This window comes from Streptomyces sp. NPDC058534 (assembly GCF_042717365.1).
Taxonomy (GTDB): Bacteria; Actinomycetota; Actinomycetes; order Streptomycetales; family Streptomycetaceae; genus Streptomyces.
In genome coordinates this window covers 62,571-82,289 of the sequence record NZ_JBHXNW010000025.1, presented here as the reverse complement: position 1 = coordinate 82,289, position 19,719 = coordinate 62,571, and the positions used below count along the sequence as shown (strand labels likewise).

The 19,719-nt window shown below is 74.3% G+C and carries 3 protein-coding genes (1 of these 3 cut by a window edge); all 3 read right to left on the bottom strand.

Annotation, left to right across the window (positions count from 1 at the left end; all coding sequences use genetic code 11):
* Positions 1–3: 3 nt before the first annotated feature.
* Tightly spaced (each overlapping or abutting the next), the 3 genes in view from ACFWR9_RS17670 to ACFWR9_RS17660 form a layout consistent with a single transcriptional unit that may run on beyond the window.
* Positions 4–7,221, bottom strand: a complete 7,218-nt coding sequence (locus tag ACFWR9_RS17670; protein WP_383842541.1) for an amino acid adenylation domain-containing protein — start codon at positions 7,219–7,221, stop codon at positions 4–6.
* A complete protein-coding gene (locus ACFWR9_RS17665; protein WP_383842538.1) occupies positions 7,221–18,173 on the bottom strand; it encodes an amino acid adenylation domain-containing protein in 10,953 nt (3,650 codons plus the stop codon). The genes ACFWR9_RS17670 and ACFWR9_RS17665 overlap by 1 nt, the downstream gene beginning before the upstream one ends.
* Positions 18,170–19,719, bottom strand: the final stretch of a protein-coding gene (locus tag ACFWR9_RS17660) for a non-ribosomal peptide synthase/polyketide synthase (RefSeq protein ID WP_383842599.1). The gene runs 18,469 nt beyond the window's last position; the window shows 1,550 of its 20,019 coding nt (coding positions 18,470–20,019); its start codon lies beyond the right edge, outside the window — the gene reads right to left on this strand; it ends in the stop codon at positions 18,170–18,172. The genes ACFWR9_RS17665 and ACFWR9_RS17660 overlap by 4 nt, the downstream gene beginning before the upstream one ends.

Genomic DNA, 19,719 nt, shown 5'->3' with positions numbered 1-19,719 from the left:
GCGTCAGGCGACCTCGGACGAGGGGCTCATGGCGGTGACTCCTTCGGTCGGAGGGGATGCGGGAACCGCGGGACCGGCGGCCCGGTCCAGGCGTTCGGCCAGGGCCCGGCCGATGACGGCGAGGGCGGTGTCGGACTGCACGAGCCCGAGGTGGTCGGCGTCGACTCCGACCCGTTCGATGCGGCCCGTCACGTGCGGGCGCCAGGACTCGGCGCCGCGGCGGGCCAGCTTGCCGGCGTCCGCGCGTTCGGCGGCCAGCACCAGCACGTCGCCGTCGTAGGTGCCGGGGGTGTGGCCGCGCATCAGGCCGGCGTTGTTCATGAACACCTCGAGGACGGCGGCCAGTTCGTCCTCGTCGAGGCGGCCCATCGGGTCGCCGGACGCGTTCAGGAACGCCCGGTAGCGGGCGGAGGGGAAGCGGCCGCCGGTGAGTTCCTCCTCGGTGACGGCGAACCCGGCGTCGCGCAGGTTGTGCGCGAACACCTCGGCCAGCGGGGTCTCCGCGCCCGAACCCGACTGGCGCGGATAGGCGTCCAGGAAGGCCAGCAGCTCCACCTCCTGCCCTCGGGCGCGCAGTTCGCCCGCCATGGCGAAGGCCACGTTGCCGCCGAGCGACCAGCCGAGCAGCCGGTACGGGCCCTCGGGCTGCGCCGCCTGGACCAGGTCGGCGTACTCGGTGGCCATCTCCTCCAGCGTGGCGGGCAGCGGGCCGTCGCCGTCGAGGCCGGCGGCCTGGATGCCGTAGACCGGGATGCCGGCGGGCAGATGGCGCACCAGGCCCGAGTAGCACCAGCTCATGCCGGAGCCGGGGTGGACACAGAACACGGGGCGGGCGGTGCCGGCGGCGCGCAGCGGGAGCAGGCGCTCCATCGGCTCCCGGCCGCCGCGCGCCGCGAGCCGCACCGCCAGGTCGGCGACGGTCGGCGCGGCGAACAGGTCGCGCACGCCCAGCTCCTCGCCCAGCTCGGCGCGGACCCGCTCCACGAGCCGGATGGCGAGCAGCGAGTGGCCGCCCAGGTCGAAGAAGCCGTCGTCGAGACCGACCAGGTCCAGGTCGAGGACCTCGGCGAAGAGCCGGCACAGGGTCTCCTCGCGCGGGGTGCGCGGCGAGCGGCCCTCGGCGGTGCGGTACTCGGGCGCCGGCAGGGCGCGGTGGTCGAGCTTGCCGTTCGAGGTGAGCGGCAGCGCGTCCAGGACGACGAGGGCGGCGGGCACCATGTACTCGGGCAGCGTGGCGCGCAGCCGCTGCCGCAGCGCGGCGGTGTCCACGGCGGCACCGGCGTCCGGCACGACGTAGCCGACGAGACGGCGGTCGCCGGGCGTGTCCTCGCGGACCAGCACGGCCGCCTGCGCCACCCCCGGCTGACGTGCCGTCACCGCCTCGATCTCGGCCGGTTCGACGCGCATCCCGCGCAGCTTGACCTGGGTGTCGGTGCGGCCCAGGTACTCCAGGTCGCCGTCCGCGGTGTGCCGGACCAGGTCGCCGGTGCGGTACATCACGCTGCCCGCCGGACCGAAGGGGCTCGCCACGAAGCGGCCCGCGGTCAGCGAGGGCCGGCCGAGGTAGCCGCGGGCGAGGCCGGGTCCGCGCACGTACAGCTCACCGGGCACGCCCGGCGGGACCGGCTGGAGGGCGTCGTCCAGGACGTATCCGGCGGTGTCGGCGATCGGGGCGCCGATCGGCGGGACGACCGCGCCCGACAGCGGGGCGCTCATGGTCGCGCAGACCGTGGTCTCCGTCGGCCCGTACGAGTTGCGCATCAGGCGCCCGGCGGACCAGCGTTCGACCAGTTCCGGCGGGCAGGTCTCGGCGGCGACGACCAGCGTCGTCCCGGCGGGCAGCGCCCTCTCGGGGATCAGCTGGAGCACCGCGGGCGTGATCGCCGCGTGGGTGACCCGGTGGCGCACCGCGAGCTCCGCGAGGGCGGGCCCGGGGACGGTGCCGGGTTCGGCGACGACCAGGGCCGAACCGGTCAGCAGTCCCATCGCCAGTTCCCAGAACCCGCCGTCGAAGGCGGGGGACAGGTGGTGCAGGACGCGGCTGCCGGGCACGACGCCCAGCTGCGAGGTGAAGATGTCCAGCAGGGCGGGCAGGCCGCTGTGCGTCACGGTGACGCCCTTGGGGCGGCCGGTGGTGCCGGAGGTGTAGATGACGTACGCGGGGTGGCGGGGCAGCAGCGGCGCGAGGCGGTCGGCGTCGCGCAGGTCGCCCGGGTCCTCGCCGACCGGGGTCTCCTGGGGCTCCTGGTCCAGCAGGAGCAGGGCCACGTCGGTGTCGGGGAGGCCGGCGGCGACCTCGGCGGTCGTCAGGAGCGTGACCGGCGCCGCGTCCTCCAGGGTTCCGGCGATACGTTCCGCCGGGTGGGCCGGGTCCAGCGGCAGATAGGCGGCGCCGGTCTTGGCCACCGCGAGGACGGCGACGGGCAGTTCGACGGAGCGGGGCAGGGCCAGTGCGACCAGCCGCTCGGGGCCGGCGCCCCGCGCCACCAGCAGCCGCGCCAGCCGGTTGGCGCGCGCGTTCAGCTGCCCGTAGGTCAGCGACTCGTCGCCCAGGACCACCGCCTCGGCGTCGGGGCGCTCCCGCACGTGCCGCTCGAACAGGTCGGGCAGGGTGGCCGGGGCGAGGCCCTTAGCGGTGGCGTTCCAGTCCTCGACGACCCGGTGCCGCTCGCGCGGGCCGAGGACGTCGATGCGGCTCAGCGGCCGGTCGGGGTGGGCGGCCGCGTCGGCGAGCACCCGCACGAAGCGGTCCACCAGCGCCTGTGCGGTGCCGTGGTCGAACAGGTCGGTCCGGAAGTCGAGGACGCCCGCGACCCCGTCGGGGGTGTTGTCCGCGGCCCGGCGTTCCGTCACCGAGAACCCGAGGTCGACCTTGGCCGCCGTCGCCGCCGAACCGCCCACCCCGCTCACGGTCAGCCCGCCCGGCAGCGCCGGGGCGCCCTCGTCGTCCGCCCGCTGCGGGGCGGCGCTGCGCAGCGCGAGCACCACCTGGAAGAGGGGGTGGTGGGCGAGGGAGCGGGTGGGGTTGAGGGCTTCGACGAGGCGTTCGAAGGGGAGGTCCTGGTGGGCGTAGGCGGTGAGGTCGGTGTCGCGTACGCGGGTGAGGAGGTCGCGGAAGGTGGGGTTGCCGCTGGTGTCGGTGCGCAGGACGAGGGTGTTGACGAAGAAGCCGATGAGGTGGTCGGTGGCGTCGTCGGTGCGTCCGGCGATGGGGGTGCCGATGGGGATGTCCTCGCCGGCGCCGTGCCGGGTGAGGAGGGTGGCGAGCGCCGCCTGGAGCACCATGTAGAGGGTCGTGTCCGTGGCCCGCGCGAGGTCGGTCAGGCGGGTGTGCAGCTCGGCGGGGACGCTGAACGTGACCCGGTCGCCGGTGTGGTCGGCGGTGGCGGGACGCGGCCGGTCGGTCGGCAGGTCGAGCTGTTCCGGCACTCCCGCCAACCGCGATTTCCAGTGGGCGAGTTGACGGCCCGCGACACTGTCGGCGTCCCCGTCGTCACCGAGTACGTCGCGCTGCCAGAGCGCGTAGTCGGCGTACTGGACGGGCAGCGGCTGCCAGGCGGGCGCGCGGCCGGCACAGCGGGCGGTGTAGGCGGCGGTGAGGTCCTGGGCGAGCGGGGTGCGGGACCAGGCGTCGCTGGCGATGTGGTGCACCAGCAGCAGCAGGACGTGCTCCCGCTCCGACAGCCGCAGCAGCCGCGCCCGTACGGGGATCTCCGCGCCCAGGTCGAAGGAGTGCCGGGCCGCCCGCGCGAGGTCGGCCTCGTACTCGGCCTCGGTGGACTCGGCCGTCTCGAAGACCAGCCGGACCTCCTCGGGGCGGTGCACCACCTGCCGGGCCCCGCGCTCGTCCTCGGCGAACGTCGTCCGCAGGCTCTCGTGCCGCCCGATCACGTCCAGCAGCGCCTCGCGCAGCGCATCCGGCCGCAGCGGGCCGGTGAGCCGCAGCGCGGTCGGGATGTTGTAGGTGGGGCTCGGCCCCTCCAGCAGATGCAGGAACCACAGGCGCTGCTGGGCGTAGGAGAGCGGCACGTGGTCGGGGCGGGGCCGTGCGGTGAGCGCGGCGCGCGCCCGGCCGGCGTGGTCGAGCATCCCGGCGAGCGCGGCCGGCGTCGGCGCCTCGAAGAACTGCCGGATGGACAGCTCGGCGCCCAGCGTGGTGCGGATCCGGCTGACCAGGCGGGTGGCGAGCAGGGAGTGCCCGCCGAGGTCGAAGAAGTCGTCGTCGACGCCGACGCTCGGCAGCGCCAGGACCTCCGCGTACAGGTCGCAGAGGATCTCCTCGCGCGGGGTGCGCGGCGCCCGGCCCGCGGTCCGGCCGGTGTACGTGGGCGCGGGCAGCGCCGCCCGGTCCAGCTTGCCGTTGGGGCTCAGCGGCAGGGAGTCCAGCGTGACGAACGCCGACGGCATCATGAAGTCGGGCAGTGAGCGGGCCAGTCCGGCGTGGACGGCGGCCTCGTCCCAGCGGTCGCCGTCCGGCACGACGTACGCGACGAGGCGCTGGTCGCCCGGCTGGTCCTCGCGCAGCACGACCGCGGCCTGGCGCACGCCAGGACCGGCCGTGACGGCGGCCTCGATCTCGCCCAGCTCGATGCGGTACCCGCGCAGCTTGACCTGCCGGTCCGCCCGGCCCGCGAAGACCAGCTCGCCCGCCTCGGTCCAGTAAGCCAGGTCACCCGTGCGGTACATGCGGCTGCCCGGCGCGCCGAACGGGTCGGCCGGGAACCGTTCGGCGGTCAGCCCGCCCCGGCCCAGGTAGCCGCGCGCCAGCTGCACGCCCGCCAGGTACACCTCGCCGTCCAGGCCCGGCGCGACCGGCCGCAGCGCCGCGTCGAGGACGTACACCCGCACCCCCTCGTGCGGGGTGCCGATCGGCACCGGGCCCGGCGGCACCGTGCGGTCCGGGTCGATCCAGTGCTCCAGGCAGTGTCCGGTGGCCTCGGTGGGTCCGTAGACGTTCACCACCGTCACGTCCGGCATGGTCTCGCGCCAGGGCGCCAGGACCTCGCCGCGCAGCTCCTCGCCGCCCAGCGTGATCGTGCCCGACGGTGAGACGTCCCGGGGCATGGTGGTGAGCAGCGCCAGGTGGGACGGGGTGCCCTTCATGAACGTGGCGCGGCGGAAGCCGGGTTCGGTCACCGCGGTCTCGGCGAGGGCGCGCAGGTCCGTCAGCCGGACGCAGCCGCCGCTGATCAGCGGGGCGTGCAGGGACCCGACGCTCTGGTCGAAGGAGGCCGACGCCTGCATCACGGACAGCCCCGAGATGTCCGGCGCCTGCGAGGACCGGCAGTGCCGGACGAACGCCGACAGCGCCCGGTGCTCGATGACGACGCCCTTGGGGCGGCCCGTCGTGCCGGAGGTGTAGATGACGTACGCCGGATGCCCCGGCAGCAGCGGGCCAGAGCGGTCCGCGTCGGTGAGGCCGCTCCCGGAGTGCCTGCCCAGCGACCTGCCGGTGCCGGGGTCGTCCATCACGAACGTCAGCGGTCCGCAGCACTCCTCGCGGATCCGGGCGTCCACGTCGGAGGTGGTGAGGACGAGCGCCGGGTCGGAGTCCTCGATCATGTAGCGGACGCGGTCCGGCGGGTACTCCGGGTCGATCGGCACGTAGACGCCGCCCGCCTTGAGCACCGCCAGCATGCCGACGACCAGCTCCGTGCGGCGCGGTACCGCGACGGCCACGGGCCGTTCCGGGCCGACGCCCAGCTCGACCAGGCGCCGGGCCAGCCGGTTGGCCGCGGCGTCCAGTCCGGCGTAGGTCAGCCGCCCGTCGGGGGCGATCAGCGCCGTCTTGCCGGGGGTGCGCGCCGCCTGCTCCTCGAACAGGTCGGTGAACCGCTCGGCGGGCCGTACGTCGTCCGAGCCGCTCCACTTCTCCAGGACGGTGCCGCGCACCTCCGGGTCGAGCAGCGCGACCGCGCCGACCCGGGTCTCCGGGCTGTCCAGGATGGTGCGCAGCGCCCGGCGGAACGCGGCGACCACGGCCTGGATCCGCTCCGCGTCGAAGACCTGGGGGAGATAGCCCAGCGAGAACCGCAGGGTCTCCCGGGGCAGGGCCAGCAGGCCCAGCGGGTAGTGCATCTGGTCCTTCGAGTGGACCTTGAGCACCGTGGGGAGGTCGGCGTCCGGCGCGGCGCCCGGTGGCCGGCCGCGGCTGGAGTTCAGCGGGTAGTTCTCGAACACCATGGCGGTGTCGAAGAGTTCGCCCGAGCCCGCCCAGCGCTGGATCTCCGCGAGCCCCACCCACTGGTGGTCGATGAGCCGGGCCTGCTCGCTCTGCGTCCGGCGCAGGAACTCCGCCAGCGTCTCGGCGGGCCGCAGCCGCACCCGCAGCGGCAGGGTGTTCATGAAGAGACCGACCATCGTGTCGACGCCGGGCAGCTCCGGCGGACGGCCGCTGACCGTCACACCGAACACCACGTCGTCCCGGCCCGTCAGATGGGACAGCACCAGACCCCAGGCGCCCTGGATCACCGTGTTCACCGTCAGCCCGTGCGACCGGGCGAACCGGGTCAGGGCGGCGCTCGCCGCCTCGTCCTCGGAGAAGTCGATCCGCTCGGGCGCCGCGGTGAGGGCGCCCCGGTCCGGCGCCACGATGCTCGGGGTGTCGAACCCGGCGAACGCGCCCGTCCACGCCTCCTGGGCCGCGTCCCGGTCCCGGCCGCCGAGCCAGCCCAGGTAGTCGCGGTAGGGGCGCACCCGGGGCAGGGCCGTGGCGTCGCCGTGCACCGTGTACAGCGTCATCAGCTCGCGCAGCAGGACCGGCATCGACCAGCCGTCCAGCAGGATGTGGTGGAGCGTCATCAGCAGGCGGTGCCGGGACGGGCCGAGCCGGACCAGGGTGAAGCGGATCAGCGGCGGCCGGGACAGGTCGAAGCGCGTCCAGCGGTCCCGCTCGGCGATCCGCTCCGCCGCGGCCTCCCGCTCCTCCTCCGGTACGGCCGTCAGGTCCTCCTCGCCCCAGGGCAGGGCGATCCGGCGGGGGATGAGCTGCACCGGGCGCTTGAGGCCCTCGTGCCGGAAGGCGGCTCGCAGGTTGGCGTGCCGTTCCAGCAGCGCCTGCCCGGCCCGGCGCAGCCGCTCCGGGTCCGTGTTCCCCTCCAGCTCGATGAAGACCTGGACGTTGTAGGCGTCCAGTTCCTCGTCGTCGAAGAGGTTGTGGAACAGCATCCCCTCCTGGAGCGGGGACAGCGGCAGGATGTCTTCCAAGCCGGACTTGGCCATCAGAGGGAGCCCCATTCGCTCTCGAGTCGGGTGATGTCGTCCTCGCTGAGCGAGGTGAGGGAGACGTCCGAGGGGGTCAGACCGCTCGCCTCGGGCCGGCCGGCGTGCTCGACCAGCGCCTTCAGGGCCCGGAACCAGCCCTCGCCCAGGCGCCGCACCTCGGCCTCGGAGAGCACGGCGTCCGCGTACGTCCAGACGCTGTGCAGCCGGGGTCCCTCTTCGGTGTCGTGGGCGCCCGCGACCAGTTCGACGGGGTGCGCCAGCGGCGTGTCCGGATGCTGGCCCGCGACGCCCCGCCCGAGCACGCTCCACGCCTCGGGTCCGGTGGCGCCGTCGGCGGCCCGCCCGCCGGTGTACCGGCCCAGGTAGTTGAAGCCGTACGCCGGCACCGGGAGCGCGGCGAACCGGTCCCGGGTGCGCGGGTTGAGGTGCCGGAGCAGGCCGTAGCCGACGCCGTCGCGCGGGACGGCGCGCAGCTGCTCCTTGACCCGCTTCAGGGCGCGGCCCGCGGCGGCCCCGCCGTCCCACACCTCCGGCCAGTCCCACGCGTCGACCTCCGGGCGCAGCGGCACCGGGTGCATCGACGTGAACCAGCCGGTGGTGCGGGTGAGGTCGGCGCCCGGCACCAGGTGCTCGTGGCGGCCGTGGCTCTCCAGGTCCACCGTGACCGGCGTGCCCGCGCCGCCGCCCCGGGCGCGCCGCCAGTCGGCGACGGCCAGGCCGAACGCGGTCAGCAGCAGATCGTTGATCTCGGCCCGGAACACGCCGGGGACCCAGGTGAGGAGAGCGTCGGTGGTGTCCGCGTCCAGGTCGAGGACGACCTGACCGGAGCGGGCGTGGGTGTCGCGGGCCGGGTCCAGTGCCGGGTCCGTCGGCTCGGCGGCCGGGCGGACCGCGTCCAGCCAGTGGTCCGTCTCCGCCTCCGTGGCGGCCGTGCCCGCGAGGTCGCGCAGCGCGCCGGCCCATTGGCGCCAGTGGGTGCCGGCCGGGCTGAGCGGGCGGCCCTCGTAGGCGGCGGCCAGGTCCGGCACGAGCAGCCGCCAGCTGACGGCGTCCACGGCCAGGTGGTGGGCGACCAGGACCAGCAGCCCCGGCCGGCCGGGACCGCGGTCGACGCGGCAGGCGCGCAGCATCCGGCCGTCGGCCGGGTCCAGCCGGTCGCGTTCGGCGGCGGCCGCCTCGGCCACCAGGGCGCGCAGCGCGTCGTCGTCGGCGTCCGGCGCCCGCAGGTGCGTGAGGAGCTCCGCGGCGTCCACCGTGCCCGGCTCGGGCACGGACATGGACCAGTCACCGGCGTCCACCGTGCCGGGCTCGCGGACGGCCATGGACCAGTCACCGGCGACCCGCAGCCGCAGCGAGTCGTGCCGGTCGACGACCGCCCCGAGGGCGGCCACCAGCCGCTCCTCGTCGAGGTCCGCGGGCACGGACACCACCACCGACTGGTTGAACGGGGCGACCGGGCCGCCCAGTCCCGCGAACCAGCCCATGATCGGCGTGGCCGGCACCGGCCCGCTCGCCGGCACCTCCTCGACCGCCCCGGCGTCCGTCTCCGGCTCCTCCGCGCCCTCCAGTGCCTCGGCGATGTGGGCGACGCTCTGGTGCTCGAAGACGTCCCGCACCGAGAGCGTGAGGCCCTTCGCGCGGGCCCGGCTGACCAGCTGGATGGAGAGGATGCTGTCGCCGCCGAGGTCGAAGAAGCCGTCGTCGACACCGACGGAGTCGAGCCCCAGCGCCTCGGCGAACAGCGTGCACAGCAGTTCCTCGCGCGCCGTCGTCGGCGCCCGGCCGGTCCCGGCGGCCGCGTAGTCCGGCGCGGGCAGCCGCCCCCGGTCCAGTTTGCCGTTGGCCGTCAGCGGCAGCTCGGCCAGCCGGACGAACGCCGACGGCACCATGTAGTCGGGCAGCGACTCGCGCAGCCCCTCCCGCAGCTCCTCGTCCGACGGCACCGGACCGGCCCCGGCCACCAGGTAGGCGACCAGCCGCCGGTCGCCCGGCCGGTCCTCCCGTACGACGGCCACCGCCTCCGGCACCCCGGGGTGCCGGGAGAGGGCCGACTCGACCTCGCCCAGCTCCACCCGGAAGCCGCGGATCTTCACCTGGTCGTCGACGCGGCTGATGAACTCCAGGTCGCCGTGCCGGTTCCAGCGCACGATGTCGCCGGTGCGGTACATCCGCTCGCCCGGCCCCTCGAAGGGGTTGGCGACGAACCGGGACGCGCTCTGCCCCGGCCGGTTGAGATAGCCGCGCGCCAGCTGCACCCCGGACACGTACAGCTCACCCGGCACCCCGGCCGGCACGGGTTGGAGGTACGGGTCGAGGACCAGCATCCGGGTGTTGGGGAACGGGCGGCCGATGGTCAGCACGCCGTCCGCGAGGTCGTCCGGCGTCTCGACCCGCCACGTGGTGCAGCCGACGATCGTCTCGGTGGGGCCGTACTCGTTGAGGACCCGTGCCCCCGGGTGCGCCGCGAGCAGCGTCCGCACCGCGCGGCCGGTCAGCGACTCGCCGCCGAGGACCAGCTCCCCGTCCGGCACGCACACCCCGGGCAGCCCGGTGATCAGCGGCAGATGGCTGGGCGTCGCCTTGAGGAACGTCATCTGCGGCAGGTCCGCGGGCACGTCACCGTCCAGCGCCCGCTCGTGCAGTTCCTCCAGGTCCGCGAGGTGCACACAGCCGCCGCCCAGCAGCGGCGCGAACAGGCCGGTGACCGTCAGGTCGAAGGAGAGCGGCGAGTGCAGCAGCGCGTTGCCCGCCACGCCCGGGTACAGCTCCGCCGACACCGCGAGGTAGTTCAGCACCGGCTGGTGCTCGACGAGCACCCCCTTCGGCCGGCCCGTCGAGCCCGACGTGTAGATGATGTACGCCGCGTTCCACGGCGACAGCGGCTGCGTCCGGTCCTCGTCGGTCAGGTCGTGCGCGGGCTGCGCGGCGAGCCGCGCCGTCACGTCCGGGTCGTCGAGGTCCAGCCGGGGCAGCTCCTCCGGGAACACCCCGTCCGGGACCGCCGACGTGGTCAGCGCGCACACCGGCGCCGCGTCCTCGGTCATCGTCGCGATCCGCTCGCGCGGGCTGCCCGGGTCGACCGGCAGGTACGCCGCGCCCGTCTTCAGCACCGCGAGCACCGCCACGCCCATCTCCACCGACGGCGGCAACGAGATCGTCACCACCTGCTCCGGGCCCGCCCCGGACTCCGCGAGGAGGTGGGCGAGCCGGTTGGCGCGGGAGTTCAGCTCGGTGTACGTCAGCGTCGTCCCGTCCGCCGAGAACGCCGGGCGCCTCGGGGTCCTCGCCACCTGCTCCTCGAACAGCTCCGGCAGGGTCCCCTCGCGCTGCGGACGCGCCGTGTCGTTCCACTCCTGGAGCAACTGCCGCCGCTCGGCCGGGTCCAGCAGGCCGATCCCGCCGATCGGCAGGTCCGGGTCGGCCGTGACCGAGCCCAGCACGCCGAGCAGCCGCGAGATCACCGACTCCGCGGTCTCCCGGTCGAACAGCTCCGTGCGGTACTCCAGCGAACCCCGCATGCCCGCGGGGCCGCCCGCCGCGTCGTGCCGCTCGCCGAAGGTCAGCGACAGGTCGAACTTCGCCACCCCGGTGCCGGCCGTCATCCGGGTCGCGTTCAGGAGCGCGCCGCCGTCGCCGGAGGCGGACTGGGGGGCGCTCCGGTCCGCCGTGTTGTTGAACGTGATCATCACCTGGTACAGCGGGTGATGGGCCAGACTGCGCGCCGGGTTGACCGCCTCCACCAGCCGCTCGAACGGCACCTCCTGGTGCGCGTACGCCGCCAGGTCGCCCTCGCGGACGCGGCCGAGCAGTTCGCGGAAGGTGGGGTTGCCGCCGGTGTCGGTGCGCAGCACCAGCGTGTTCACGAAGAACCCGACGAGAACCTCGGTGGCGGCGTCGTTGCGTCCGGCGACCGCCGTGCCGATCGGGATGTCCTCGCCCGCCCCGAGCCGCGTCAGCAACGCCGCGAACGCCGCCTGGGTCACCATGAACAGGCTGGAGTGCGTGGCGCGCGCCAGCTCCGTCAGCCGGGCGTGCAGCGCCGCAGGCACCGTGAACGCGATGCGGTCGCCGGTGTACCCGGCGGTCGCGGGCCGGGGCCGGTCGGTGGGCAGCTCCAACCGCTCGGGCAGCCCGGCCAGCGCGTCCTTCCAGTACGCCAGCTGCCGCCCGGCCACGCTCTCCGGGTCGGACTCGTCGCCCAGGACGTCGCGCTGCCACAGCGCGTAGTCCGCGTACTGCACCGGCAGCGGCTCCCAGCCCGGCGCGTCACCCGCGCGGCGCGCCGCGTACGCGGCCGTCAGGTCACGGGCCAGCGGCGCCATCGACCAGCCGTCGCTCGCGATGTGGTGGATGAGCAGCAGCAGGACGTGGTCCGTCTCCGAGACCCGGAACAGCCGGGCCAGGAACGGGATGTCGGCGGTCAGGTCGAAGACGTGCCGGGCCGCTTCCGCCACCCGCTCCTCGACCTCCTCGGCGGTGACGTCGACGACGTCGAGGCGGTGGGCGGCCGGGTCGGCGGGCAGCACGATCTGCCGCGACCCGTCGTCGTCCGCCGCGAACACGGTCCGCAGACTCTCGTGCCGCTCCAGCACGTCACCGATCGCCCGCTCCAGCGCCGCCCGGTCCACCGGACCGGACAGCCGCAGCGCCGTGGGCACGTTGTACGTCGCCGAGGGCCCCTCGAACTGGTGCAGGAACCAGAGCCGTTGCTGCGCCGGCGACAGCGGCACCCGCTCCGGACGCTCCCGGGCCACCAGCGGCGTCCGCGCGCCCGCCGCCCCGTCCAGCACCCCGGAGAGCCCGGCGATGGTCGGCGTCTCGAAGAACTGCCGCACCGACAGCTCGACGCCCAGCGCCGTCCTGATCCGGCTCACCAGCCGGCTGGCGAGCAGCGAGTGCCCGCCCAGATCGAAGAAGCCGTCGTCGATGCCGACCCGGGCCACGCCCAGCACATCGGCGAACAGCGCGCACAGGATCTCCTCGCGCGGACCGCGCGGCTCCCGGCCCGCGGGCTCGCCGTCGTACTCCGGCGCGGGCAGCGCCTTGCGGTCCAGCTTCCTGTTCGGCGTCAACGGCAGCGCGTCGAGCACCACGAACGCCGTCGGCACCATGAACTCCGGCAGCCGTCCCCGCAGCCGCTCCCGCAGCTCCCGCGCGTCCGGCGCCGATCCCGCCGGGACGACGTACCCGACCAGCCGCCGGTCGCCCGGGCGGTCCTCGCGCACCGTCACCGCGGCCTCGGCGACCGACGGGTGCCGGGCCAGCTCCGCCTCGATCTCCCCGAGTTCGATACGGAACCCGCGCAGCTTGACCTGCTGGTCCACCCGGCTCAGATACCGCAGCGCGCCGTCCCTGCGCCGGCTCACGAGGTCACCCGTCCGGTACATCCGCGCCCCGGCCGGTCCGTACGGGTTGGCGGTGAACCGCTCCGACGTCAGCGAGGGACGCCGGTGGTAGCCCTGCGCCAACTGCTCCCCGGCCAGGTACAACTCGCCCGGCACACCCACCGGGACCGGCCGCAGCGCCGCGTCCAGCACATACGCGGACGTGTTGGCGAGCGGGCTGCCGATGACCGGCCCGGACTCGGCGACATCGGCGGCCGTGGCCCAGATCGTCACCTCCGTCGGACCGTAGAGGTTCGTCACGGAACGGGCCCGCTCCGTCAGCGTCCGCGCCAGCTCCGACGGCAGCGCCTCACCGCCCACCAGGACGCGCACCCCGGCCAGCTCGTCCGCCGCCACGGCCGCGACACCCTGCCACAGGCTCGGCGTCGCCTGGACCATGGTGATCCCGGACGCGGTGACGGTACGCAGCAGCGCGTGCGGGTCCTTCGCGGTCTCCTCGTCGGCGAGCACCAGCACCGCCCCGTGCAGCAGCGGCAGGAAGATCTCCAGGCCGGCGATGTCGAAGCCCACCGTGGTGACGGCGAGCAGCCGGTCACCGGCCCCGGGAGCGAACCGCCGTCCCATGTCGGCCAGGAAGTTCCCGAGCGCCGCGCGCGGCACCACCACGCCCTTGGGGCGTCCCGTGGAACCCGAGGTGTAGATCGTGTACACCGGGTGCGAGCCGAGGACCGGACCCCGCAGCTCGCCGGCGCCGAGGTCGCCGTCCGTGTACCCCGCCAGCTCCGCGTCCGCGACCGGCTCGGTCAGCGTGAGGGCGGGCCCGGCGTCGTCCAGCATGTACTCGACACGGTCGGCGGGGTAGTGCGGGTCGATCGGCAGATACGCGGCCCCGGACTTCAGCACCGCCAGCAGCGTCACGACCAGCTCGGCCGACCGCGGCAGCGCCACGGCGACGGACCGGCCCGGAGCCGCGCCCCGCGCGACGAGGTGCCGGGCCAGCCGGTTGGCCCGCGCGTTGAGCTGCCCGTACGACAGCCGTGTCTCGCCGAACTCCACGGCCGTCGCGTCCGGCGACCGCCGCGCCTGCCGCTCGAACAGCCCGACCACCGACTCGGCGGGCGGCTCGGCGGCGGTGTCGTTCCACCCCTCCAGCACCAGCCGCCGCTCGGCCGCGTCCATGATCTCCAACTGCCTGACGGGCCGCGCCGGGTGGGCGACCGCTGCCGCGAGCAGCCGCACCAGACGGTCGGCCAGGTCCCGCACGGTGTCCCGGTCGAAGAGCGCCGTGCTGTACGTGACACCGCCGCTCATGCCCTCGCAGGCGTTGTCGGCGCCGAAGTGCTCGGCCAGCGCGAACGACAGGTCGAAGCGCGCCGAGACCGACTCCGACGCCACCACCTCGGCCGCGAGATCGGCGAACCGCTCCGCCTTCGCGCCCTGCGTGTTGTGCAGGGTGAGCATCGTCTGGAAGAGGGGGTGGTGGGCGAGGGAGCGGGTGGGGTTGAGGGCTTCGACGAGGCGTTCGAAGGGGAGGTCCTGGTGGGCGTAGGCGGTGAGGTCGGTGTCGCGTACGCGGGTGAGGAGGTCGCGGAAGGTGGGGTTGCCGCTGGTGTCGGTGCGTAGGACGAGGGTGTTGACGAAGAAGCCGATGAGGTGGTCGGTGGCGTCGTCGGTGCGTCCGGCGATGGGGGTGCCGATGGGGATGTCCTCGCCGGCGCCGTGCCGGGTGAGGAGGGTGGCCAGCGCCGCCTGGATCACCATGAACGCGGTGGTGTTGGTCGACCGGGCCAGGTCGGTCAGGCGGGTGTGCAGCTCGGCGGGGACGGTGAAGGTGACCCGGTCGCCGGTGTGGTCGGCGGTGGCGGGGCGCGGCCGGTCGGTGGGCAGGTCGAGCTGTTCGGGCAGCCCGGCCAGTTGCTGCTTCCAGTAAGAGAGTTGCCGTCCCGCGAGGCTGTCGGTGTTGGTCTCGGCGCCGAGGATTTCCTGCTGCCAGAGCGCGTAGTCGGCGTACTGGACGGGCAGCGGTTCCCAGGCCGGCGCGTCGCCCGCGCGGCGGGCGGTGTAGGCGGCGGTGAGGTCCTGGGCGAGCGGGGTGCGGGACCAGGCGTCGCTGGCGATGTGGTGCACCAGCAGCAACAGGACGTGCTCCTCCTCATCCACCCGGAACAGCCGCACCCGCACGGGCAGGTCGGTCGTCAGGTCGAAGGGGTACGACGCGGCCTCCGCCACCCGGACGGCGACCTCCTCCGCGGCCACGTCGACCACCGCGAACGGCGTCGCGGCGACCTCCGCGGGCAGCACGACCTGATGGGCGCCCTGCTCGTCCTCGGTGAAGACCGTCCGCAGGCTCTCGTGCCGGGCGATCAGGTCCCCGACCGCCGCGCGCAGGGCGTTGCGGTCGAGGGTGCCGGTGAGGCGGAGGGTGGTGGGGATGTTGTAGGTCGGGGTGGGCCCTTCGAGCTGGTGCAGGAACCAGAGGCGCTGCTGGGCGTACGACAGCGGGATGCGCTCGGGCCGCGGCTTCGCCGTGAGCGCGGTGCGGACGGTGCCCGACGTGTCGAGGGCACCGGCGAGACCCGCCACGGTCGGCGTCTCGAACAACTGCCGGATCGGCAGCTCGACGCCGAGGGTGGTGCGGGCCCGGCTGACGAGTCGGGTGGCGAGGAGCGAGTGTCCGCCGAGACCGAAGAAGTCGTCGTCGATCGTCACGTCGCCCACCGCGAGGATCTCCGCGTACAGGCCGCAGAGGATTTCTTCGCGGGGGGTGCGGGGGGCTCGTCCGGTGGTCGTGGTGGCGTAGGTGGGTGCGGGGAGGGCTTTGCGGTCGAGTTTGCCGTTGGGGGTGAGGGGGAGGGCGTCGAGGGTGACGTAGGCGGAGGGGCGCATGTAGTCGGGGAGGGCGCGGGTCAGTGCGTCTCGGGTGGCGTTCTCGTCGTGTCCGGTGGTGACCAGGTAGGCGACGAGGCGTTGGTCGCCGGGGGTGTCTTCGCGGAGTTGGACGGTGGCCTGGGTGATGCCGGGCTGGGTGGTGAGGGTGGCTTCGATTTCGCCGAGTTCGATGCGGTGGCCGCGGAGTTTGACTTGGTGGTCGGCGCGGCCGTCGTAGGTGAGGTGGCCGTGGTGGTTCCAGTGGGCGAGGTCGCCGGTGCGGTACATGCGGGTGCCGGGGGTGGTGCTGTGGGGGTTGGCGGTGAAGCGCTCCGAGGTCAGGGCGTGGCGGCCGAGGTAGCCGCGGGCCAATTGCTCACCGGCGAGGTACAGCTCTCCGGTGACGCCGGGGGCTACGGGACGCAGGGCCGAGTCGAGGACGTAGACCTGGGTGTTGGCGAACGGCCGTCCGATGGGGACGGGGCCTTCCTCTGTGCCGTCGAGGTGGTGGTCGGTGATGTTGACGGTGGATTCGGTGGGGCCGTAGGCGTTGATGACCTGGACGTCGGGGTGCTCGGCCCGCCAGGCGGCCAGGTGGTCGGTGTGGAGGGCTTCGCCGCCGAGGATGAGGGTGTGGGAGGGGGATGCCGTCTCCGGGAGCGTGGTGAGGAGGGGGAGGTGGCTGGGGGTGGCCTTGATGAGGGCGGGCTGGTTGATCGTGTTTTCGAGGCTCGTGAGGTGGACGGTGCCGCCGGCCGTGAGGGGCGTCCACAGGGCCGTGATGGTGAGGTCGAAGGCAAGGGGGGAGTGCAGGACGGTGACGCCGTTCATCGCGCTGTAGGTCCGGCGGGCTCGATGGAGGTAGGTCGCAAGGGCGTGGTGTTCGATGACGACGCCCTTGGGGCGGCCGGTGGAGCCGGAGGTGTAGATCGTGTAGGCCGCGTGCCGCGGTGACCACGGGCCACGGCGCTCCGCATCCGTGATCGTCGCGGTGGAGTGCCCGGCGTACTGCGCTGCGGGTATCGGCTCGGTGAGGGCGAGGGCCGGTAGTGCGTCGTCGAGCATGTAGCTGATGCGCTCGGCGGGGTAGTCCGGGTCGATCGGCAGATAGGCCGCGCCGGTCTTCAGTACGGCCAGCATGCTGGTGATCGCGTCCAGCGACTTCGGCAGCGCGATCGCCACGAAGTCCTCTGCGCCCAAGCCCTGTTCCAGCAGGTGCCGGGCGAGCTGGTTGGCGCGCCCGTCCAGCTCGGCGTAGGTCAGCGAGGTCTCCTCGCCCACCACCGCGACCGCGTCCGGCGTCATCCCGGCCTGCTCGGTGATCAGTTCGTGCAGCGGCGTTCCGGGAAGCTCCGTCCGGGCCCCGTTCCACGCCACCAGGACCCGCTCCCGGTCGGCCGGGTCGAGGGTGTCCAGGCGGGCGACGGGCAGGTCCGCGTCGGAGATCAGGGTCTCCAGGACGCGCAGCATCCGCCGGCCGAAGCCGCGGGCGTACTCCTCGTCGTAGAGGTCGGGGCGGTAGTCCACGCGGAAGGACAGCTCCGCGCCGCGCATCGTGGCGACGACGTTGACGGCGAAGTGGGTGCCGCCCTTGATGTCCGCCGAGGCCACCCGGAGCCGGTCGGGGTCGGAGGCGGCGGTGAGGTCACCGTCCTCGACCGGGTAGTTCTGGAAGACCATGGCGGTGTCGAAGAGTTCGCCGTGTCCGGCCCACCGCTGGATGTCGGCGAGTCCGGCCCACTGGTGGTCCAGGAGGCGGGCCTGTTCGGCCTGGAGGCGGCGGAAGAGGTCGCCCAAGGGTTCGGCGTGGTCGAGGCGGGCGCGGACGGGCAGGGTGTTGATGAAGAGGCCGATCATCGACTCGACGCCGGGCAGCTCGGGCGGGCGGCCGGAGACGGTGGCGCCGAAGACGACGTCGTCGCGGCCGGTGGCCTGGGCAAGCGCGAGCGCCCAGGCGCCCTGGACCACGGTGTTCATGGTCACGCCCTGGCGCCGTGCCCACGCGGAGAGCGCACCGCTGACCTCGGAGTCCACGGTGAACGACACGTGCTCGGGCGCGGTCGACGCCGCCGGGCCGGCCGGGGCGAGGAGGGTGGCCTCGTCGAGTCCGGCCAGGGACTCCCGCCAGGCGGTCCGGGCCGCGTCCCGGTCGCGGGCGTCCAGCCAGGCCAGGTAGTCGCGGTACGGGCGGACCCGGGGGAGCGCGGACGGGTCACCGGCGGAGGCGTACAGCGCCATCAGCTCGCGCAGCAGAACCGGCATGGACCAGCCGTCGAGCACGATGTGGTGGTTGGTCATCACCAGCCGGACGCGGTCGGCGGAGAGCCGGATCGCCGTGAAGCGCAGCAGTGGCGGGCGGCCCAGGTCGAAACGGCGGGCGCGGTCGGCGGCGGCGAGCCGGTCGGCCTCGGGGCCGCGCTCGTCCTCCGGCAGCACGCTCAGGTCGGCGTCCTGCCACGGAAGGTCCACGTCGTGCAGGACGAGTTGGGCCCACGCCCCGTTCTTGCGCTGCCGGAACCCGGCCCGCAGGTTGGCGTGCCGGCGCAGCAGGGCCTCGGCCGCCGCGCGCATCCGGGCGCCGTCGAACGGGCCCTCCAGGTCGAAGGCGACCTGGCCGACGTAGAGGTCGGGTCCCTCCGTGTGCAGCAGCCCGAGGAACACGAAGCCCTCTTGCAGCGGGGAGAGCGGAAGAATGTCCTCGATCTTGCTACGCGAACGAGACGGTTGCTGGCTCACTGCTCAATCTCCCACTCGGACTCAAGGTCGGACTCGAACTCCTCGATCTCGGACTGACTGAGCGAGTCGAGGGTCACGTCGGACGGCGTCAGGCCGCCCGCGCCGGAACGGCCGGCGTGCTCCACCAGGGCCTCCAGGGCCCGGAACCAGTGCTCGGCCAGGAGCCGGGCGTCGTGATCGGGGACCAGGCGGCGTGCGTAGGTCCATTCCGCGCGCAGTCGGGGGCCGTCCGCTCCCTCGTGCACGACGGCGCTGATCTCCACCGCGTGTGCCATCGGCGCCGCCGGTCGCGAGGCTGCCACTCCGCCGCCGGTCACGGCCCACGGCTCCGGGGCGCCGGTGGCCGGGGTGACCCGTCGGCCCAGGTAGTTGAAGCCGAAGTCGGGCTCGGGGAGGCTCGCCAGCCGGGGCCCCGTGGTGGGGTTGAGGTGACGCAGCAGGCCGTAGCCGATGCCGTCGCCGGGCACGGCCCGTACCTGCTCCTTGACCTGCTTGAGGCCGTCCCGGAGCGCGTCGCCGTCCTGGTGCAGCCGCGCCCAGTCGGCGACGTCCGGGGCCAGCCGCACCGGGTGCAGGGCGGTGAACCAGCCCGCCGTGCGGCTGAGTTCGGCGCCCGGCACGGCGTCCTCGTGCCGCCCGTGGCTCTCCAGGTCGGCCACGACGGGCGCGTCCGGGTCCTCGCCGCGCCCGCGCCGCCACTCGGCGACGGCGAACGCGAAGGCGGTCAGCAGGACGTCGTTCACACTGGCGTTGACACTCCCCGGCACCTGCGTGAGCAGGGCCTCGGTCGTGTGCGAGGGCAGATCGAGGCCGACGCGTCCGGCCTCGCCCTGGACGTCGCGCGCACGGTCCAGCCGCAGCGCGCCCGCCCCGGTGAGCGTGTGCTCCCAGTGGGCGGTCTCCGCCTCGACCCGGGGGTCGGTGGCGAGCCGTTCCAGCGAGGTGGCCCACTGGCGCCACGAGGTGCCCACGGGGGCCGGTTCGTCGCCCCGGTACGCCGTCGCGAGGTCCGGCACGACGATGCTCCACGTCACCGAGTCGACCACCAGGTGGTGGGCGACCAGGATCAGTACGCCGTCCCGTCCGGCCCCGCGGTCCACCAGCACCGCCTGGAGCATGCGGCCCTCGGCGGGCGCGAGGCGGTCCCGTGCGGCGCACGCCGCCTCCGTGACCAGGCCGTCGAAGTCCTCGGCGCCGGGCGCCCCGGTGACGACGCGGAGCACGTCCGCCGCCGGCACACTGCCCGGACCGCGCACCTCGGCGCTTCCGTCGGGGCGGACGAGCAGCCGCAGCGCGTCATGGTGGTCCAGCACGCTCTGGAGGGCCCCGGCCAGCCGGTCGCCGTCCACCGCGGGCGGCAGGGACACCACGACCGACTGGTTGAAGTCGTCGCCGCCCAGACCGAGTTCGGCGACCCGGGCCATCACCGGCGTCAGCGGGACGGGGCCGTGCGGCGGCACCTCCTCGACCTCCGGCACCGCGTCGCCGTCCCGCTCGGCCAGGGCCGCGGCCAGCTCGGCCGTCGACTGGTACTCGAAGACGTCGC

Bases quoted from the DNA above. Each gene is read 5' to 3' on its own strand.
- ACFWR9_RS17670 (WP_383842541.1), bottom strand. From the start codon at position 7,221: ATGGCCAAGTCCGGCTTGGAAGACATCCTGCCGCTGTCCCCGCTCCAG.